The sequence below is a fragment of the Chitinophaga sp. CCNWYY40 genome (genome assembly GCF_037483205.1).
In the GTDB taxonomy this organism is placed as follows: Bacteria; Bacteroidota; Bacteroidia; order Chitinophagales; family Chitinophagaceae; genus Chitinophaga; species Chitinophaga ginsengisegetis.
Window position 1 is genome coordinate 232,778 of the sequence record NZ_JBBHLF010000004.1, and the last position, 18,514, is coordinate 251,291.

General features: G+C 46.7%; 16 protein-coding genes. 7 read left to right on the forward strand and 9 right to left on the reverse strand.

All coding sequences use genetic code 11. From position 1 onward, the window contains the following. Positions 1-66 precede the first annotated feature (66 nt). Together V7S65_RS15890 and porW are read right to left on the reverse strand one after the other, a co-directional pair. Positions 67-2,454, reverse strand: a complete 2,388-nt coding sequence (locus V7S65_RS15890) for a penicillin-binding protein 1A (RefSeq protein ID WP_336387226.1) — start codon at positions 2,452-2,454, stop codon at positions 67-69. A gap of 172 nt (positions 2,455-2,626) precedes the next feature. Then, entirely contained in the window at positions 2,627-5,653 is a 3,027-nt protein-coding gene (gene porW / locus V7S65_RS15895) for a type IX secretion system periplasmic lipoprotein PorW/SprE (RefSeq protein ID WP_336387227.1), read from the reverse strand. A gap of 333 nt (positions 5,654-5,986) precedes the next feature. Here porW and V7S65_RS15900 point away from each other — a divergent pair, with 333 nt between their 5' ends. From V7S65_RS15900 to V7S65_RS15915, 5 genes are all read left to right on the forward strand, one after another. Then, the gene (locus V7S65_RS15900) at positions 5,987-6,391 is read left to right on the forward strand and encodes a hypothetical protein (RefSeq protein WP_079469046.1); all 405 of its coding nucleotides are present in this window, start codon (positions 5,987-5,989) and stop codon (positions 6,389-6,391) included. 69 nt (positions 6,392-6,460) lie between these two features. Next, on the forward strand, positions 6,461-6,883 hold the full coding sequence (locus V7S65_RS15905; protein ID WP_079469047.1) for a bactofilin family protein: 423 nt from the start codon (positions 6,461-6,463) through the stop codon (positions 6,881-6,883). Continuing rightward, positions 6,852-7,076, forward strand: coding sequence for an AtpZ/AtpI family protein (locus V7S65_RS32230; RefSeq protein ID WP_079469048.1), 225 nt, complete (start codon positions 6,852-6,854; stop codon positions 7,074-7,076). Before V7S65_RS15905 ends, V7S65_RS32230 begins: the two co-directional genes overlap by 32 nt. Continuing rightward, positions 7,069-7,455 (forward strand): hypothetical protein, encoded by a 387-nt coding sequence (locus V7S65_RS15910; protein WP_079469049.1) that lies wholly within the window; start codon positions 7,069-7,071, stop codon positions 7,453-7,455. The genes V7S65_RS32230 and V7S65_RS15910 overlap by 8 nt, the downstream gene beginning before the upstream one ends. A 5-nt stretch (positions 7,456-7,460) precedes the next feature. Then, positions 7,461-8,081 (forward strand): SprT-like domain-containing protein, encoded by a 621-nt coding sequence (locus V7S65_RS15915; RefSeq protein ID WP_079469050.1) that lies wholly within the window; start codon positions 7,461-7,463, stop codon positions 8,079-8,081. On the opposite strand, the gene V7S65_RS15920 is transcribed toward V7S65_RS15915, so the two are convergent. The 3 genes from V7S65_RS15920 to V7S65_RS15930 form a co-directional block, all read right to left on the reverse strand. After that, positions 8,078-9,010, reverse strand: coding sequence for a M20/M25/M40 family metallo-hydrolase (locus V7S65_RS15920; protein ID WP_336387228.1), 933 nt, complete (start codon positions 9,008-9,010; stop codon positions 8,078-8,080). The genes V7S65_RS15915 and V7S65_RS15920 overlap by 4 nt on opposite strands. 83 nt (positions 9,011-9,093) lie before the next feature. Further along, positions 9,094-10,944, reverse strand: a complete 1,851-nt coding sequence (gene yidC, locus V7S65_RS15925) for a membrane protein insertase YidC (RefSeq protein WP_336387229.1) — start codon at positions 10,942-10,944, stop codon at positions 9,094-9,096. A 394-nt stretch (positions 10,945-11,338) separates the two neighbouring features. After that, complete coding sequence (locus V7S65_RS15930) at positions 11,339-12,985, reverse strand: CTP synthase (protein WP_079469053.1); 1,647 nt, start codon at positions 12,983-12,985, stop codon at positions 11,339-11,341. Between the two features lie 333 nt (positions 12,986-13,318). Here V7S65_RS15930 and V7S65_RS15935 point away from each other — a divergent pair, with 333 nt between their 5' ends. Beyond that, on the forward strand, positions 13,319-13,843 hold the full coding sequence (locus tag V7S65_RS15935) for an acyl-CoA thioesterase (RefSeq protein ID WP_079469054.1): 525 nt from the start codon (positions 13,319-13,321) through the stop codon (positions 13,841-13,843). A 49-nt stretch (positions 13,844-13,892) separates the two neighbouring features. Here the strand turns inward: V7S65_RS15935 and V7S65_RS15940 are convergent, their stop codons facing one another. After that, positions 13,893-14,549, reverse strand: coding sequence for an HD domain-containing protein (locus tag V7S65_RS15940; protein ID WP_079469055.1), 657 nt, complete (start codon positions 14,547-14,549; stop codon positions 13,893-13,895). Between the two features lie 7 nt (positions 14,550-14,556). Between V7S65_RS15940 and V7S65_RS15945 the strand changes: the two genes are divergently transcribed. Beyond that, the gene (locus V7S65_RS15945; protein ID WP_346805664.1) at positions 14,557-14,964 is read left to right on the forward strand and encodes a DUF488 domain-containing protein; all 408 of its coding nucleotides are present in this window, start codon (positions 14,557-14,559) and stop codon (positions 14,962-14,964) included. On the opposite strand, the gene V7S65_RS15950 is transcribed toward V7S65_RS15945, so the two are convergent. Genes V7S65_RS15950 through V7S65_RS15960 form a run of 3 tightly spaced genes read right to left on the reverse strand, consistent with a single transcriptional unit; the run spans position 14,965 to position 18,475 of the window. Beyond that, the gene (locus V7S65_RS15950) at positions 14,965-15,558 is read right to left on the reverse strand and encodes a precorrin-2 dehydrogenase/sirohydrochlorin ferrochelatase family protein (protein WP_079469056.1); all 594 of its coding nucleotides are present in this window, start codon (positions 15,556-15,558) and stop codon (positions 14,965-14,967) included. Further along, the gene (cobA, locus tag V7S65_RS15955) at positions 15,558-16,334 is read right to left on the reverse strand and encodes a uroporphyrinogen-III C-methyltransferase (protein ID WP_079469057.1); all 777 of its coding nucleotides are present in this window, start codon (positions 16,332-16,334) and stop codon (positions 15,558-15,560) included. The genes V7S65_RS15950 and cobA overlap by 1 nt, the downstream gene beginning before the upstream one ends. A gap of 29 nt (positions 16,335-16,363) precedes the next feature. Further along, positions 16,364-18,475 (reverse strand): nitrite/sulfite reductase, encoded by a 2,112-nt coding sequence (locus V7S65_RS15960; protein WP_336387231.1) that lies wholly within the window; start codon positions 18,473-18,475, stop codon positions 16,364-16,366. Positions 18,476-18,514: the final 39 nt, after the last annotated feature.

Here is an 18,514-nt window from a genome sequence, read left to right on the forward strand (position 1 = left end):
TTTTAGAAGATATAAAAAAAGGAGCACAGATAATCTGTGCTCCTTTTTTATATACGGAAATCGTTGCTATTCTCCTTTCTTAGGCGCCGGCGGCATAGTAGCTTTCGGCTTGTTTTCTTTATTGTCTTTATTATCCTTATGCTCTTCCTTTGGTTTTGCCGGCGCAGGTTCCTGGCTGTCGGCGCCCGGAGTGGCATAATCGCTGGCATCACCGGAGCCATAATCATCTGCCGATCCGTTACCCACGTTTTCTGATTCAGCACCCGGTTTTACATTGGAATCGTAATTCATGTAAATATCGTCTTCGCTCATATTGGGCGGTACGGGGAAATGATCGTTGGAACTTATCTTCAGGGTTGGATCAGCATACACTTTCTGCATGAAATACGCCCAGATGGGTAAGCCGGTATTGGCACCCTGACCGATGGCCGTTGTGCTGAAGTGGATAAAGTTGTTTTCGCAACCTACCCATGCACCAGCCAGTATTTTGGGTGTATAGCCCATAAACCATCCATCGGTGTTATCGTTGGTGGTACCGGTTTTACCGGCTATTTCACCTTGTATATTAAAGCGGGAACGGACACGGGCTCCGGTACCACCCGGTGCTACCACGCCTTCCATCATTTTCACCATTGTATAAGATTCTCTTTCGCTGATCACTTCACGTTTTACCGGTGCAAAAGTTTCCAGGATATTACCGTTTCTGTCTTCAATACGGGTAATATAAATAGGTTTGGTATTGATACCCCTGGCAGGGAACATCGTGTACCCCTGCAGCAGTTCGTACAGCGACAGCTCCACGGCGCCCAGCGCAATGGCCGGGTAGGCAGGGATATCGCTGGTGAAGCCCACTTTATTTTTGGCGAAATCGGCAAACGGCTTGGCGCCAATCTGTTTGATCAGGTACGCGGCCACAAGGTTCAGTGATTTTGCCAGTGCGCCGGCCATCGTAATGCTACCGCCGGTGCTGCCTTCCGAGTTATGCGGAGTCCAGCCGTTGATGGAAATAGGTTCGTTTGGCAGAACGGTATTTGGCGACATGCCATTCATGATGGCAAAGCAATACAGGAAGGGTTTAAATGTAGAACCCACCTGACGGCGTGTTTTCGCCACGTGATCATTTTTGAAGTAGCGGAAGTCCGGTCCGCCTACCCAGGCTTTTACTTCACCACTTTCAGGGTCCATTGCCATAAAGCCCGCCTGTAAAATGGCGCGCATATATTTGATGGAATCCAGCGGGGTCATAGTGGTATCTATTTCATTCAGGTCTGGTTCAGTAGAGCTTCTCCAGCCAAACACCTTCATGCGTACGGGGGTATTGAACACCCGCGCAATGGTGGAATCGTCTGCTTCATCCTCTTTCATGGATTTATAGCGGTCAGATTCTTTCATGTACTGATCCAGGAATTTCGGCCATTTCTTCCAAACGCTGCCGGTTTTGACATCATTTTGAGCAGAGAGTGATTTTTGCAGTACTGCCAGGTGTTTAGCCACGGCTTCTTCTGCATATAACTGCATTCTCGGGTTAATGGTAGTATATATTTTAAGGCCGTCGCGGTAAAGGTTATATTCTGATCCGTCGGCTTTCTTATGCACTTTACACCAGCCTTTCAGCTCATCGCGCAATACTTCCCTGAAATAAGGGGCCAGTCCTTTGTTGTGATCAATTTTATTATAGTGCAGTACAATCGGTTTGCTTTTCGCAGATGCGGCTTCGGCTGGGGTGATAAAGCCGGCTTCCTGCATATTGCTGATAACGGTGTTGCGGCGCTGGAGCGCGTTTTGCGGATTTCTGCGCGGGTTATACAGGGTGTTACCTTTGAGCATGCCCACCAGGATAGCGGCTTCTTCGATGGATAAATGACCGGCATCTTTACTGAAAAATGTTCTGGCGCCGTTTTCAATACCATATACGTTATCCCCGAAAGCCACGGTGTTCAGGTAGAGGGTAAGAATTTCCTGTTTGGTGAAGTTTCTTTCCAGTTTTACGGCAATGATCCACTCCTGTACTTTCTGAAACGCCCTGCCGATAGGGTTACCGGAGCGCTGTTTCCCCAGGTTATCCGTTTGCAGGTTCAGGGCCAGCTGCTGGGTAATGGTACTGGAACCGCGTTTTTTACCGATGAGCAGGTAAAAAGGAATAGCCAGTGTGCCTTTGGGGTCAATACCGGAGTTATCATAAAAACGGGTTTCTTCAGTTGCTATCAGCGCATTGATCACGTTTTTGGAGATCTCATTATAGTCGCTGCTGGAACGGTCCACCTGGTAGTATTTACCGAGAATGGTGCCGTCGTCGGCAATTACTTCTGCGGCCAGTGCTGCCCGCGGATTTTCCAGTTCTTCCAGAGACGGCATGCTGCCGATGATCCGGAAGTTAATGAGTAAAACTAAGAGAACAAGTAATGCTAAGATACCAAAAGCCACCCGCCACAATATTTTCACCGATTTTTTCATGCGCTTATTTAATTTGTTTTATAGCCGGATTTTGCCCGATTCCTTTATATGAGAAGCAATTTATTACTATCTGTTGGCTATATATATAATTTTTTCAATAAAGTTTATATGCAATAAACACGCCTGTTTATGGCAGCCTGACCGACAAAGCTATTTAAAATTCCAAAAATACTTACTGGGTCACGTAATTATCTGTAAAAAACTTACGGTAGCCGGTCAGGTCTTTAGTGCTGTTTAACAGGATGAAATTATCCCTGGAAATCACAAAGAAATTGTATTCCGAAGGTCTTATCCGGGGAATGATATTCGCTGCGGCCTCCTCGCGTATTTCGTCGAAATAGGCCAGGGCTTTGTCTTCGTTGGGGAAAAGCCGGAAAATCAGCATCACATCGTTAGGGGTGAGCACAAAACTGCCGACTTCAATTTTATCATTGGCGTGTTTGGCTGCGTTATAACGGGTGAACTGGTTGAGACCTTCATCCATTAGTTCTTTTGACACGCGCTGGAAGGAGAGCACTACAAAAAACGGGTTATCGGCCGATATTTTATAGGGCGTTACCGGTTTCGGCGGTGCAATGGGCACTATTGGCGCGGGCAAGGTACCTGCCATACCAGCGGCTATTTTAGCCGAGTCCACCGGTGTTTTGGCGCCGTTGATCCTGTCGGCCAGTACCGGCTGCGGATTTTGCCAGGGGTATCGCATGGAAATATCTTCATCCAGCAATACGCCATTAGCGTCTTTCTTTCTTACTTCCAGCCTGGAGAGGTAATCGGAGAGTTCTGCGCGGTGGTTCAGGGCATCCATAAGGGCCTGGGCCTGGGCGCGTACCGGTTCGTCAGCAGCATACTTGGTAAGTACGGCCTGTACCGCATTGCGCGACAGCTGCAGGGTATCGGTGGCAAACAGTGTATCTGTTTTAACGATCAGCATTGCCTCCAGCAAATCGAATTTTGACTGGAGGAAGTTGACGCCATAGGTGCTGTCGGCCTGTTTCTTCATCGCCATCGATTCTGTATAGTTGCCCTTACGGAAGGCTTCATAGGCGGCATCGTAAGCGGCACTGATCTCTTTCTTTTTCTGGCTGTCGATATCCCTTAAACCGCCTGAGCGGATGATGTCTGCAAAATTGGTATTGCCGTACTGGTTCAGCACCATTGATTTATAATGATTGGCCTGGGCAGCATGATTGAGTTTACTATGCCATACATACAGGGAATACAATACTTCCGGTTTGCGCGGATGATCCGGGTAGAGGATCAGCAGCGAGTCGTAAGTTTCTATTCCCAGGGAATAGTTTTCCAGTTTATCGTGATATAATTTGCCGAGGTCGAACCAGGCTTCGTGTACCGCTTTTTGTGAAGCGGCCAGCTTTTCCGGTGTCAGTGGCAGTCCTGCCGCCAATGATTCCGTGCTGATACTGTCTGCCGGCACTTCACCCAGGGCTACAGATTTTGTTTCTTCTGTAATTTCTATCGGGCCGGCGCTGTTGGTGGCATTTACCACGCCGTTCTGGCTGCGGCGCCAGTTGTCTACCGGCTGACGGCTGCCCCACCGGCGTTTAAACTCGGAGTAGCCGGCTGATTTACTGCCTGCATTATAAAAATACCAGTCGCCTTTTTCTTCTTTTGGTGAATAGGCGGTGCCTCCCCCGTTCATGCTGAAGGATGAGGAACTTTCCTGCGGATTGGCGGCGGCCAGCTTTTCTTTCTTTTTCTTTTCAGCAGCTTCATTTGCCATAACGGCCACCATTTTCGACAACACAATATTCCGGTCCGACGGGGATAAGGCGGCTAATTTCTGCAGGCTATCTTCCCGGTGGATGGTTTCCAGCCGTGCCACCACTTCGGTGAGCACTTCTTTGCGGGTTTCCACGGTAGGCGCGTCTGCAAAGTCTTTCGTCATCACGCCGGCAGTGCTGTCGTAATATTTTTTTGCATCGGTATAGTTACGCTGATCGTAATAAATATCCGCCATCCCTTTGTAGGTGATGGTGCGTTGCATGAGGTTATCACTGGGTATTTTCAGTGATTGTTTCATATAGTTGAGGGCGGCTTCCGGATGATCGGGGTATTCGAGCACGCCCATTGTGTAATAGATTCCGTCGCGGAACCGTTCGAAGCGCTGTTTTTTGAGCATACGGCGAAGCCCTGCGATACTGCCGGCTACATTACCGGTGGTTTCCGCGTTGGTTCTCGCAATCTGTAACCGGGCCTGGAAATCCATCATGGGATCGGGTTTCATGCTGATTACATTGCGGAACTGATCGAGGGCGGAATCCGGGTGTTGCTGCTGGAGGTAAAGCTGGCCGAGGATGTACGACATCCTGGCTTTGGCTACTTTGTCGTGGCTTTTATCGATGGCCAGTTTCAGCGGTTCTATTGTTTCCGGGTATCTTTTCTGGATGTAGTGGCTGTAGGCGCGTACTTCCGCGAGGTCGCCATCGAGGCGGTGCGGGAAGTTTGGATCATTATTCAGGATATTGAGCAGCGCCTGTACTTCATCATATTCCTTTTGTTCCAACAGGGTACGGGCTCTCCAGAGGAAGGCGTCGTTACGTGCTTTGGTATGTTTAAGGCGGCCGAAGAAGCCTTTTCTTTTTTCTTTTGTGGCGATGGAGATCTGGTCATTTTCATGCGCACCCACTACTGTTTTGTACTCCGACTTCATTTTCGGTGCGAAGGCGATATTGATGTACTGGAATGTTTTATTCGCATTTTCGAGATCTCCTTCGTAAAAGTAGGCGCGTCCCATGAGGAGGAAGCAGTCGTCGATCCATTTACCGCGGGGGTCATGGAGCTGGATGGCCATGTTTGTTTTATCAATTACAGAATCCAGTTCTCCTTTGCTGAAGCCCTGGCTTTGTAAACTGAACGGATAAAACGGCAGGAGGATGTTATAGTTATCCTGGCCATCGCGGTTAGCGGTTTTCACTACCCTGTCGAGTTTAACCCTGGCGTGAAAGTAATAGTTGAACCGGGTAGCCATGTTCTGGAAGAATTGTCTTTTCCAGGTCCATTTCTTTTTCTCCAGCATTACTTCTGAAGGGGGACGGCGATCCTGCACCCGTTGTTCGCGGGGTTTAAAAAGGGGCTTTACAGCAGGCTTTTGTTGCTGTTGCTGTTTATCGGGTGCCTGGCCCTGGGAATTCGTTTGCGGGGGCCGGTTTTGAGGCTTATTTTGGGCCCGGGCAGCCTGCAAAACCAGGCAACATGACAAAATTATTATTCCCAGATATTTTGGTAGCAGTTTGATGATGCAATTCATGGATGCCAGGGTGTATAGGCTAAATATATATAACTTACAGTTTGAAAAAATATTTTAAAGATAGGATAAAATAGTTGATTGAATATCTGTGTGGCAGAAGTGATGTTGACTTTTTTCCGGCAGCAGATATATTTTAATAGGTTGGTTTTCAGATAAAAAGACTTCTTTCTGCCTACAATCCTCAAAACACTGTTTCCTATTTTGCAATAATGATTAACTTTAGCCCGCCTTAAAAGAAATAGCATTCTTTAAGAAGTACCGCAAAACATGGCCAAGAAGGGGAATAAAAACAGCAGACGAAACCTGGAAAAACTAAGTCATAAATACCGTCTGGTAATTATGAATGAAGATACCTATGAAGAAGTGACCTCGTTCAAACTATCCCGGATGAGCGTATACATTGCCTTCAGCACCCTTTTTGTATTACTGGTGGCCATTACCGTAGCTACAGTGGTATTTACGCCGCTGCGTTATTATATACCGGGTTATGGAGATCTGAAACAACGGAAAGAGTTTATCCATCTGAAAATGAGGGCTGATTCGCTGGAAACAGCTATTAATGCGCGCGACCAGTACCTGGATAATATTAAAAAGGTGATTAACGGCGACTTTACCGGAAAAGTGGATACCACGATGTTAAAAGTACCTGCAGTAGATAACAGTACCTATTAGGATATAAATACAAAAATTTAATATATATTTATTTATATTACACACTAAACTTGAAAAACCTAACTCCCTATGTTCAATAACAACAACAAATCGAAAGGTGACAACAAAGCCATGTTGCCAACATCAACTATTAACATTATAGGCAATGGCACTTCAATACAGGGTGATATTGTATGTGAAGGTGACATCAGAATTGACGGACAGGTAAACGGGCTGGTATCTACCAAAGCTAAGATAGTGGTAGGTCCGGAGGGTGAAATCACCGGCGACCTGGTATGCCAGAGCGCTGACATCCTGGGCCGGGTAACAGGAATTATCAAGGTAGAAGAATTATTGTTCCTGAAAGGGAATGCACTGGTAAAGGGCGATGTATACACCGCTCATTTTGAAATGGAGCCTTCTGCTAAGTTCAATGGCCGTTGCTACATGGACGATCAGCAGCCGGCTGATAACCAGAAACATGGAAAAACCGTCCTCCAGGAAGCCGAATAACCGAAATCTGCTCTTACGATATGCCGGATTAGCCTTCCAGATGATGGCTACACTGGGTTTGGGAGTATTTGCGGGTTATAAACTAGACCAATGGATTGGCTGGCGGTTCCCGGTATTCCTGATCATTTTTTCTTTAATTGCATTAGCCATACTTTTGTGGCAAATTATAAAAGACACCCGACGGCATGAGTGATAGATTTTTTATACGGTTATTCGCAGTTTTTGGAATTTTAAACGGACTTGTTATCATATTCAAACCCAGGTTGCTGGACCTCGGCACACATGTGAATGTGCTGATGGCCGGTAACCTGATCATGGCTATTATATCCCTGGTGTCTTATATTATGAGTCGCCGGGGACTCGCTTCTTCTAATCATAATGCCTTTATCAGGGCTGTTTATGGCTCTACTCTCAGCAAACTTTTTCTTTGCGTAATAGGCATCGCTGCTTACGTGCTTATTTATAAGCCCAATGTGAGCAAGCTGACCATTTTCATGCTGTTGTTCCTGTACCTGGTGTATACTGTATTTGAAACAATCAGCCTTTTCCGGCTGACCAGGCTAAAAAAATAATCTATTTGAAAAAAGAGGCGCCCTTAAATGCACTAGCGTCCTACTTACCGGAAGGGACTTTCGGACAGGTAATGGATTTTCTGACTACCTATAAGGTACACCTGACTGTTACACGTGAGCGGTCCAGCATACTCGGCGACTACCGTCACCCCGACGGGCAGGGCAAAGGGCACCGGATCAGTGTGAATGGCTCCCTGAATAAATACGCTTTTCTGCTTACCCTGCTGCATGAAATTGCACACCTCACCACCTTTAATAAATACGCCAACCGCGTAGCGTCGCATGGCAAGGAGTGGAAACAGGAGTTCTCTTTTATTTTGCGTGACTTTGTAGGTAAAAGCCTGCTGCCGCCTGATGTGGAAACCGCCGTGCGCCAGAGCATGGCCAACCCCGCAGCCAGTTCCTGCGCAGATGAAAACCTCATGCGCGTGCTGAAAAATTATGACCTCCAGAAAGAAAACCATTTTTTCGTAGAGCAGGTACCGTTACACGGACTGTTTAAAACCAAAGACGGACGCGTATTCCGCAGAGGGGATAAAATAAGAAAACGCTACCGCTGTGAAGAGGTAGCGTCTAATAAATGGTTTCTTTTCAGCCCTGTATATGAAGTGGAACTTGTTTCCTAACTCTTCTCCCCTACATAATGCAATACCGGGTACGCCATTGCACGGTTGATCAGCTGGATTTCCAGCTGCAGGATGCCGGCTTCTGCTTTGGCCTGTAACTTAGGCGCATCATCGGTAGGCTTGTGATAGTCGTCGTGACCACCGGTATGAAAAAACATCACCGGTACCCCACTTATATAGAAATTATGATGATCGGAAGCGCCCTTCCCTGCTGCATCGGTAAAGTATTTAATGCCGGGTTGCTGCACTTCTTTGAATACAGCAGGCCATTCTTCCGCGCTGCCATAGCCGCCAATACCGATTCCCCGCTCCGGGTTATAACGGCCAATCATATCCATATTAAGCATGAAATGTACTTTATCCAGCGGCATCAGCGGATGTGCGGTGTAATATTTTGAGCCCTGTAATCCCAGCTCTTCGCCGCCGAAAGCAATGAAGAGAAAGTTAAAGGGTTCGCGGCCCTGGTTTTTTACATAGTACTGCGCCAGTTCCAGCAGGCCGGCCACGCCGGAAGCGTTATCATCTGCGCCGTTGTGGATTTCACCGATGGGATATTTTCCGTCGAATAAAGCGGCCGTTCCGAGGTGATCATAGTGGGCGCCAATGATAATCGTACGTGCGGCACCGTTATCCAGGTACCCGATCACATTTCTGCTGGGGATATCTTTATGTTCTTTCCGGGTGAAGGTAAAATCCTGGAAGAAACTATTGCCGTTTACCGGCTTCAGTCCCAGTTTTTTAAACTGTTTTGCCACATAGTTGCTGGCTGTTTTCCCGCCTTTTTCTGCGGTGCCCCTGCCTTTCAGTTTATCTGAGGCCAGGTAGTTCACTATTCCCTGAATACGTGCAGCATCAGGAATCGTGTCCTGTGCCTGTGCGGCGGTGATTGTACCGGCAGCGCACATCAATAAAAACCATCTCTTTATCATATCCGGTCAAAAATAGAGAAGGCTTCCTTAACGGGAAGCCTTCTGCGAAAAAATATTATTGAAATGTTCAGATTGTATTAATCCTACTTTTTCTTCTGTTGAATTTCCTGCTGGCGTTTCTGGACTTCTTCCAGTTTCTCCTGCCACTTGGATTTGCTCTTTGGTTTCTTCTTATTTTCCTGGATCTGTGCGTGAATTTTATCATGGTTGATGATAAACTTCTGGATCACAAACTGTAACAGGATACTGATCACGTTAGACAGGAAATAGTAGAAGGTAAGCGCCGCAGCGAGGCGGTTGAAGATACCCAGCAACATTACCGGCATTACGTAAGGCATGTACTTCATCACCGGGTTGCTCTGATCGGTCATTCCACGGTTGTAGAACGCCAGGATCAAACTGGTGATGGTCATGAGGATGGTGAACAAGCTCACGTGGTTACCATAGAATGGTATGTTGAAGCCGAGGTTCAGGATAGAGTCGTAAGTAGACAAATCCTTTGCCCACATAAAGCTTTCCTGGCGCAGCTCAATGGAAGACGGGAAGAAGCTGTACATCGCTACCAGGATAGGCAGCTGCAGCAATGCGGGTAAACATCCGCCCAGCGGGTTTACGCCTGCACTCTTGAACAGTTTCATTTGTTCCACACCGAATGCCTGCTGGTCGTCGCCATACTTTGCTTTCAGTTCATCAATTTCAGGTTTCAGCACTTTCATTTTAGCCTGGGAAACATAGCTCTGGTAAGTGAAAGGAGCTATCAGCAGGCGGATGAAGAGGGTGAGCAGGATAATGATGATACCATAGTTACTGATAAATCCGCTCAGGAAGTTAAACACCGGGATAATGATAAAGATGTTCACATACTTCACAAAAGCAAAGATACCGGTACCCAGCGGGATGATCTTCTGCAGACCGATATCGAAAGATTTCAGTGTTTTATAGTGGTTAGGACCATAATAGATTTCAATCGGGAAGGAGAAATCATTGGTACGGCTATACGGAATCTGTATAGTGCTGAATGTTTGTCCTACGATATTAGGGCTTACCGGCACTTTCGTGTTTACATCCACGTTAGTGAACAGTTCCTTTTTAGCGATCAGGGTGGTGTTGAAGAACTGCTGTTTTACGCTCACCCATTTCAGTTTGTTTTCCAGTTTTTCATGACTGGTACGGCTGAGGGTAAAGTAATCATGCTTATCATTTTCCAGCATATAGTGCACCTGGTTGTTCAGGCGCTCGTTTTCGAGGTCGTGTTCCTGTTTGTCTTCCTGGCTGTTCCACTGGAGGCTCAGGTAGTTCTGGTTGCCTGGCAGTAAGCCCTGCATACCAACGGCGTGAATGGTATAGTCTACCACGTAGCTGCCTGGTTTCAGGGAATAGATAAATTCCAGGTAAGAAGCCGGGTTATTGGTATTAAGACGGTAAGCGATTGTTTTTACGCCACCTGCGCCTTCCTGGGGTTGGCCGGCGGTGAAAAACAGATCTGCACTGTTCAGCATTTTTGTTAAGCTGGCAGGCACTTCTACCGAGAGGCGGTTAAAAGAGCCTTCAACGAGCATCAGCGGGCCGCCATCATAAGTTTTGTATTGTTTCAGTTGTACACTTGCCGGTTGGCCACCTTTATTGGAAAAAGTGATCTTTACCACATCGTTTTCCAGTACTGTGTTCTGCACGTTGCCGGTAGCAGCAGCGGCAAACACGCCAAATTCGCCGTTTAACAGCGCCTGGTGGGCTGAATCCAGCTGGCCTCCTGCGGCGGCTGCAGCAAGGCTGACAGTATCTGCTAAAGGTGTTTTAGGCTTGTTAAGCTCTGCGATGGAATCTTGCCTGGCTTTTTCCCTTGCGGCTCCTGCCTGTTGTTTCTGGTTGAAGAATATATATCCTACCAACAAAACGCCCAACAGTAAAAACCCAATGACCGAATTTCTATCCATGAAATGCAATTAAAATTTAGGCAGCAAAGGTAAGCAGGATTTTATGAATTGACCATGCTTTTTAGGTGAAACCCCTGTTAAATGCGGCTAAAATAATAAATAAGTAAAGGAAATGCGTATCCTGTTGAGGATCAGAGCGGTTTTTAAAAAGATTTGGGGAAAATGCAATTAAAATTTAGGCAGCAAAGGTAAGCAGGATTTTATGAATTGACCATGCTTTTTAGGTGAAACCCCTGTTAAATGCGGCTAAAATAATAAATAAGTAAAGGAAATGCGTATCCTGTTGAGGATCAGAGCGGTTTTTAAAAAGATTTGGGGAGATACCTGCGGATATATTCGCTGGTATCTCCCCGGAGTATTTAATGAACAGGCAAGACTTTCGGTCTTTTCTGTTTTATTTTACAATTGTTTCTTCCATTTTGGCTTTCCCGTTTTTAGCTTCTGCGTACTGCTTGGCGGCCTTGATAAAGGACACGAAAACAGGCGCCGGGCTTTCCACGGTGCTTTTCAGTTCAGGGTGGAACTGTACGCCCACAAAGAACGGATGGGCAGGCAGTTCAATGATTTCAACAAGACCGCTTTCCGGGTTTTTACCGGAAAGAACGAGGCCGGCATCTTCAAACTGCTGGAGGAAGTCGTTATTGAACTCGTAGCGGTGGCGGTGTCTTTCACTGATGCTGGTACCACCGTATATTTCGGCCGCTTTGGTGCCTGGCGTAAGTTCGCAGGCATAAGCACCCAGGCGCATGGTACCACCTTTGGCGGTTACTTTTTTCTGCTCTTCCATGAGGTTGATCACCGGGTGAGCGGTGTCAGGGTTCATTTCCACGGAATGCGCATCTTTCCAGCCGAGTACGTTACGGGCATATTCCACTACGCTCATCTGCATACCGAGGCAGATACCGAAGAACGGCAGCTGATTTTCACGGGCATACTGAATAGCGGTGATTTTTCCTTCAATGCCGCGGTGACCGAAGCCGGGAGCTACCAGGAGCCCGTCGAGGTTCTTCAGTTTTTCACATACATTTTCTGGTGTAATATGTTCTGAGTGGATATTTTGTACCACTACTTTGCATTCGTTCAGGGAACCGGCATGTATAAATGATTCCAGGATAGATTTGTAGGCATCCTGTAATTCCACGTATTTACCAATTAAACCGATGGTTACTTTGGATTTCGGATATTTCAGTTTATCCAGGAATTCGCGCCATTTAACCAGTTCGGGTTCTTTTTCCACGGGTAATCCCAGTCTTTTCAGTACAGAAACGTCGAGTTTCTCGCGCATCATTTCCAGGGGTACTTCATAGATGGTGGGAACATCGTTTGCTTCGATCACGGCATCTACCTGTACGTTACAGAACAGGGCGATTTTCTTTTTCAGATCGCGGTACAGTGGTTCTTCTGTACGGCAAACGATGATATCCGGGTGTACGCCATATTCGCTCAGCAGGCGTACGGAGTGTTGCGTAGGTTTGGTTTTCAGCTCTTTAGCTGCACGCAGGTACGGGATCAGTGTAAGGTGTACTACCAGGCAATCTTCTTCGCCCAGTTCCCATTGCAGCTGACGAACCGCCTCAATGTAAGGGAGTGATTCAATATCACCCACAGTGCCACCAAGTTCTGTAATAACGATATCGTATTTGCCATCTTTACCCAACAGGAGGATACGGCGTTTGATTTCATCCGTAATGTGAGGGATTACCTGAACGGTTTTACCGAGATAGGCTCCTTCTCTTTCCTTGTTGATCACAGTTTGGTAGATACGGCCGGTGGTAACATTATTGGCCTGAGACGTGGGCGTATTCAAAAAACGTTCGTAGTGTCCGAGATCCAGATCGGTTTCTGCGCCATCTTCCGTTACATAACATTCACCATGTTCATAAGGGTTTAACGTACCCGGATCCACATTGATATATGGATCAAATTTCTGAATAGTCACTCTAAAGCCGCGTGCCTGCAATAATTTTGCAAGGGAAGCAGCTATAATTCCTTTACCCAAAGAAGATGTAACACCTCCTGTAACGAAGATATATTTTGCCATAAAACTAAAATTCTGCTAAGAATACTTGACCTATAAACGGGGAAGTGCCGGACTGCGTTTGGTGTAAAACCGATCAAGTAAACTACTTCCGAAGGTCATGCAAAGTTACACAAATTTGCGTCGCTCCCAAGTTTTTTACGGCAGCGCTTTATTTGTTTGTTAATTTTTTGGAGATTATATTCAGCTCTCATCACTTATCTACAGGGCGTTTTAAAGAATTTTCAAGTACCGGAAATTATTTGTTAAAAACCTTTATCCGGCAGCGATGTTCTGTAAATGCGTACGCGACTATAAATATATAAACAGTAAATTTGCGTCCGAAATACATAAAAGATGACTTTAACGCCAAAGAGAGCCCAAGACTCGCTTATACAGATGACCGAACTGGTTTTACCGAATGATACCAACACATTCGGCAACCTCATGGGAGGCCGTTTGATGTACTGGATGGACATTGCCGCGGCACTGGCCTGCATGAAACACTGCAGCGCACCCGTGGTAACTGCTTCTGTAGATAATATATCTTTCGAAAATCCCATTAAACTGGGAAACGTGGTACATATTGAATCTAAAGTAAGCCGGGCCTTCAATACTTCTATGGAAGTACACATGAGGGTTTGGGGAGAAGATCCGGTACAACAATACCGCTATAAATCCAATGAAGCTTTCATGACCTTTGTAGCCCTGGATCCCAATGGCAATTCCCGGCCGGTACCCGGCATCATCACCGACACAGAAGAAGAAAAAAGATTATATGAGGGCGCCCTGCGCCGCCGTCAGCTTCGTTTGATCCTGGGTGGTAAAATGAAACCTGAAGATGCGGATGAATTAAAAGCGCTGTTCTTCGAAAAGATTTAATGCAGGTGGAGATGTTGTTTCCGGAGCGGAACAACATCTCCCTTAAAAATTATATCTCCCCCTCCCACTCTTTATAAAACCGCTCCAGGAACACTTCCATAAATGCGTGTCTTTCTTCTGCCAGCTTTTTACCGGTAGCGGTATTCATCCGGTCTTTCAGCAACAGTAATTTCTCATAGAAATGTGTGATGGTAGGAGCAGTACTGTTTTTATACGCTTCTTTTGTCATTTGCATATTGGGCTTTACTGCAGGGTCATACAGCGACCTGTTTTTGAAACCGCCGTAATTAAAAGCCCTTGCAATACCGATAGCGCCAATGGCATCGAGCCTGTCGGCATCCTGTACCACGGCTAACTCTGCAGAGAAAAATGTTTTTTCCTGGTTGCCTCCTTTAAAAGAAATGTGACGGATAATATTCTCCACCTGTGTGATGATGGCCGCCGGCACATCCAGCGTTTGCAGAAAAGCTACTGCTTTTGCAGGACCGATATTTTCGTCACCGTTATGAAATTTTGAATCTGCAATATCGTGTAACAGGGCGCCCAGTTCCACTATCAACAGATCGGCAGGTTCAGCTGCGGCAATATGTTTTGCCTGCTGCCATACCCTGTAAATATGCCACCAGTCGTGGCCCCCTTCTGCCCCCTCTAATTCCTTTTTTACAAAATCCACCGTTGCGGTGATGATCTGAGCATGATTTATCATAGATGCAATGATATTAATTTTTGTGAAGAAGGAAGATGAAAAACAATACGATTCCCCGAGACGTTATGTAAGTATGTTACAGGTTAAACGTATATATGAAGATTATGCAGAAACCGATGGCTACCGCATCCTGGTAGACCGGCTCTGGCCACGGGGTATTTCAAAGGAGCGCGCCCACATTGATGAATGGGCAAAGGAAATAGCTCCCAGCAACGAACTGCGCGAATGGTTTCACCATGACCCCACGCGGTTTGCTGAGTTCAAAACAAAATATAAACATGAATTACAGGAGAAAAATGATTTGCTGGCCGGTATTAAAAAGAGGGCGCAACATCAGCGGGTAACATTATTATACGGGGCTAAAGACGAAACGAACAACCAGGCACAGGTGCTGCTGGAGTTGTTGAAAAAATAATTACACACCTTCACTTTCAGGCTTCACCAATACTTCGGTGATGCTGTTGAGCTTTTTAACTTTACTGGCAAAGTCACCGGTCAGTTTTTCACGGATCAGCGACAATTTGTTCAATACTTCATCGAGGGTATCGGGAATGGCTTCCTGCAGCACCTGTTTCAGGCGTTTGGCAATGGTAGGCGATTTACCATTGGTAGAAATAGCGATCTTGAGATTTCCCTTTTTCACGATAGAACCCAAATAAAAATCACAGAGTTCCGGGGTATCGGCTACATTGATCAGCACTTTGCTGCCCTTCGCTTTTTCCCATACGTGATAATTAAAATCCTTGTCGTTGGTAGCGGCTATTACCAGGTCTTTCCCCAGCAGATCGCCACACGAAAATGATTTCTTAATCAGGGTAATATTAGGATACTGGTGTGTTAACGCTTCCAGTTCAGGCAAAAAATCCAATGACACTACTGTAATGGTTGCATCTGCGCAATTTTCCAGCATGGCATTGGCTTTTTCCAGTCCGATATTACCACCGCCCACAACGAGTACATGCAGACGGTGCAATTTGAAAAACACCGGGAATAAATGATTTTCTTCCATTATACGGCAATTTTTAGTTCCTCTGACACCTTGTTCTTCAAGGCCTGGAAAGCTTCATGGAAGCTTACCACTTCTCCTATCACCAGAACAGCAGGATTATGCAGATCGTGCGTAGCGGCTATTTCCAGCAGATCGGCCACATTGCCCACCCCCATTTTCTGTGTTGGCAAGGTACCATTCTGGATAATAGCGGCGGGAGTTTCCCCTTTTCCTGCTGCACTGTAGATCCCTGCAATTTCCGCCAGTTTGCTCATCCCCATCAGTACTATCACCGTAGTATTAGCCCTGATGGCGTGATCCAGGTCGCGGGATAAATTCCCGTTCTGTGTGTTACCGGTGATCACCCAAAACCCCTCACTTACATTCCTTGCGGTAACGGGAATTTTGTTGACACCAGGTACAGAGATCGCGCTGGAAATACCGGGAATCACTTCTGCGGTAATTCCGAACTGCTGAGCAAAGGCAATTTCTTCCTGACCGCGGCCGAAAACAAAGGAGTCGCCTCCTTTTAAGCGGACAACGCTGCCATAAGTTAATGCATATTTTACAATCATCCTGTTTATTTCGTCCTGTGAGTATACATGCATACCTGCACGTTTGCCCACAAAACGACGGAGGCAGTTAGCCGGCGCATGGTCCAGCAGTTCGTTGCTGGACAATGCGTCATAAAGGATTACCCTGGCATTCTGAATAGCCTTTAACCCCTTAACAGTGATCAGTTCCGGATCACCTGGGCCTGCACCTATCAATGTGAGTTTGGGTTGTATCTTTTGCATGAGTGGTTGTGTTTTTGATAAATAAATAATTAAGCCTGAACCAGTTCGCTGGCTTTCTGACGGTATACCTGTGCAGCATTATAGAATGACTGCGCCTGCTGGAAATAAGTTTTTGCAAAACTTTCCGTAGGCTCGTTACCGTTAATCTGCAGCACTATTGTTTTAAAATCAGGCTCAAAGCTGAATTTACCGGTAGCCACAAAATATTTATCGAAATCGTTCATGATACCGATCTGTGTGTTACCGCTTACTGCTTCGCCGAGTAACAGTGCTTTTGCGCCCTGTACAAAGGAAGAGTAGGCGTGATAGATACCATCTGAGTAGGCGCCTTTAATAATAGCGGCGCTGCTCAGTTCCAGTTTTTCTTCTGCTTCCAGCAGCAGGGTAGCCACCAGGTCGATGATTACACCGGCGCATTCGCCTACACCGATAGCGGTAGCGTAGTCCTGTGCCTGTCCCCAGTCAACAAAGTCGCCGGCAGTGAGGGAGCTGAGATCCGCCAGTGGTTTCAGCAATTCATAGAAATACTTTTCACCTTTACGGTCGTAGTATTCATTGAACAGTTCATTTTCCTGGCCATTGATTTCATAGTCGTGCAGGAGGCTGCGCAATACATCCGGACCGCGGCGGCTTGGCACTTTAATAACTTTATCTGCAACGCGGCCCAGGCCGTCGCCTACGATGCCCCCACCGAGGAGTACCTGCAGGGCTGGCAGTACTTTACCGGCGCTCTTCATGGAACTGCCGTGGAAACCGATGCTGGCAATACCGTGCTGACCGCAGGAGTTCATACAACCGCTGATCTTTATTTTGATGTCTTTATTATAAACCAGATCCGGGAATTCATCGGTGATCACATCTTCCAGCACTTTGGCGATGCCTGTGCTGCTGGAGATGCCGAGGTTGCAGGTATCTGTACCGGGGCATGCGGTGATGTCTGCGATGCTGTCGAATCCGGGTTCTGCAAAGCCTGCTTCTTCCAGTACGCTGAAAACGTATGGGAGATTTGCCGGCAGAATGTATTTCAGTAACAGGCCCTGGTTGGCGGTTACACGTACATCGTCGGCTATTACGGGACGCAGCGCTTCAATGAGTTTGCGGCTGATAGCTGAACCGATGTTACCCAGCGTTATTTTAACATAAGCCGCAAAGTATCCTTTCTGTTTTTGCTCGAAGGTGTTGGTAGCTTTCCAGGCTTCGTATTTTTTTGGATCTTTTATGCTGTAAGCCGGTGTTGGCGCTGCGGGAGGCGGTGTAGTAGCCTGCCATGCGTCTGCATCTACCGGTACGCTTTTTACTTTTATGGCTTTGTATTCTTCTTTAACAAGGCGCTCAAATTCTTCCATTCCTATTTTCTGGATGAGGAATTTCATGCGGGCTTTGTTCCTGCTGGTTCTTTCGCCGTAGCGGTCGAACACGCGCAGTACGTTTTCGATATATGGAATGAGCTGATCTGTTTCGAGGAACTCGTATACTACTTTAGCAAGAAAAGGTTGTGCGCCCAAACCACCGCCTACCAATACTTTGAAGCCACGTACTTCTTTACCGTCGATGATCTTTACCTTGGGGATCATGCCAAAGTCGTGCATAAACGACCAGGCTGTATCTTTTTCTGAAGAGGAGAAAGAGATCTTGATTTTACGGCCCATTTCCTGGCTCACCGGGTTGCGCAGGAAGTAGCGGAAGGTAGCGTCGGCGTATGGCGTAACGTCGAATGGTTCTTCCGGATCAATACCGGCGCGGTCTGAAGCGGTGACGTTGCGAACGGTGTTACCGCAGGCTTCGCGGATGGTGATGCCATCCTGTTCCAGTTTTGACCATAGTTCGGGGGTTCTGTCGAGGCTCACATAGTGGATCTGAACATCCTGGCGGGTGGTCAGGTGCAGATTACTGGTAGCATATTCATCTGAAATTTCCGTAATGCGGTGCCATTGTTTCAGGGTCATTTTACCGTATGGCAGTTTGATACGGATCATTTGCACACCGGGCTGACGCTGACCGTAAATACCTCTGGCCAGGCGGAGGCTGCGGAACTTTTCGTCTGACACAGCGCCTTCGCGGAACAGGCGGATCTTCTTCTCCAGGTCTATAATATCTTGTTCAACAATTGGATTTTCTAGTTCTGTTCTGAAGCTTTGCATAAAAAGTATTTTCAGGTGGTGGTAAAGCAATTATTTAAT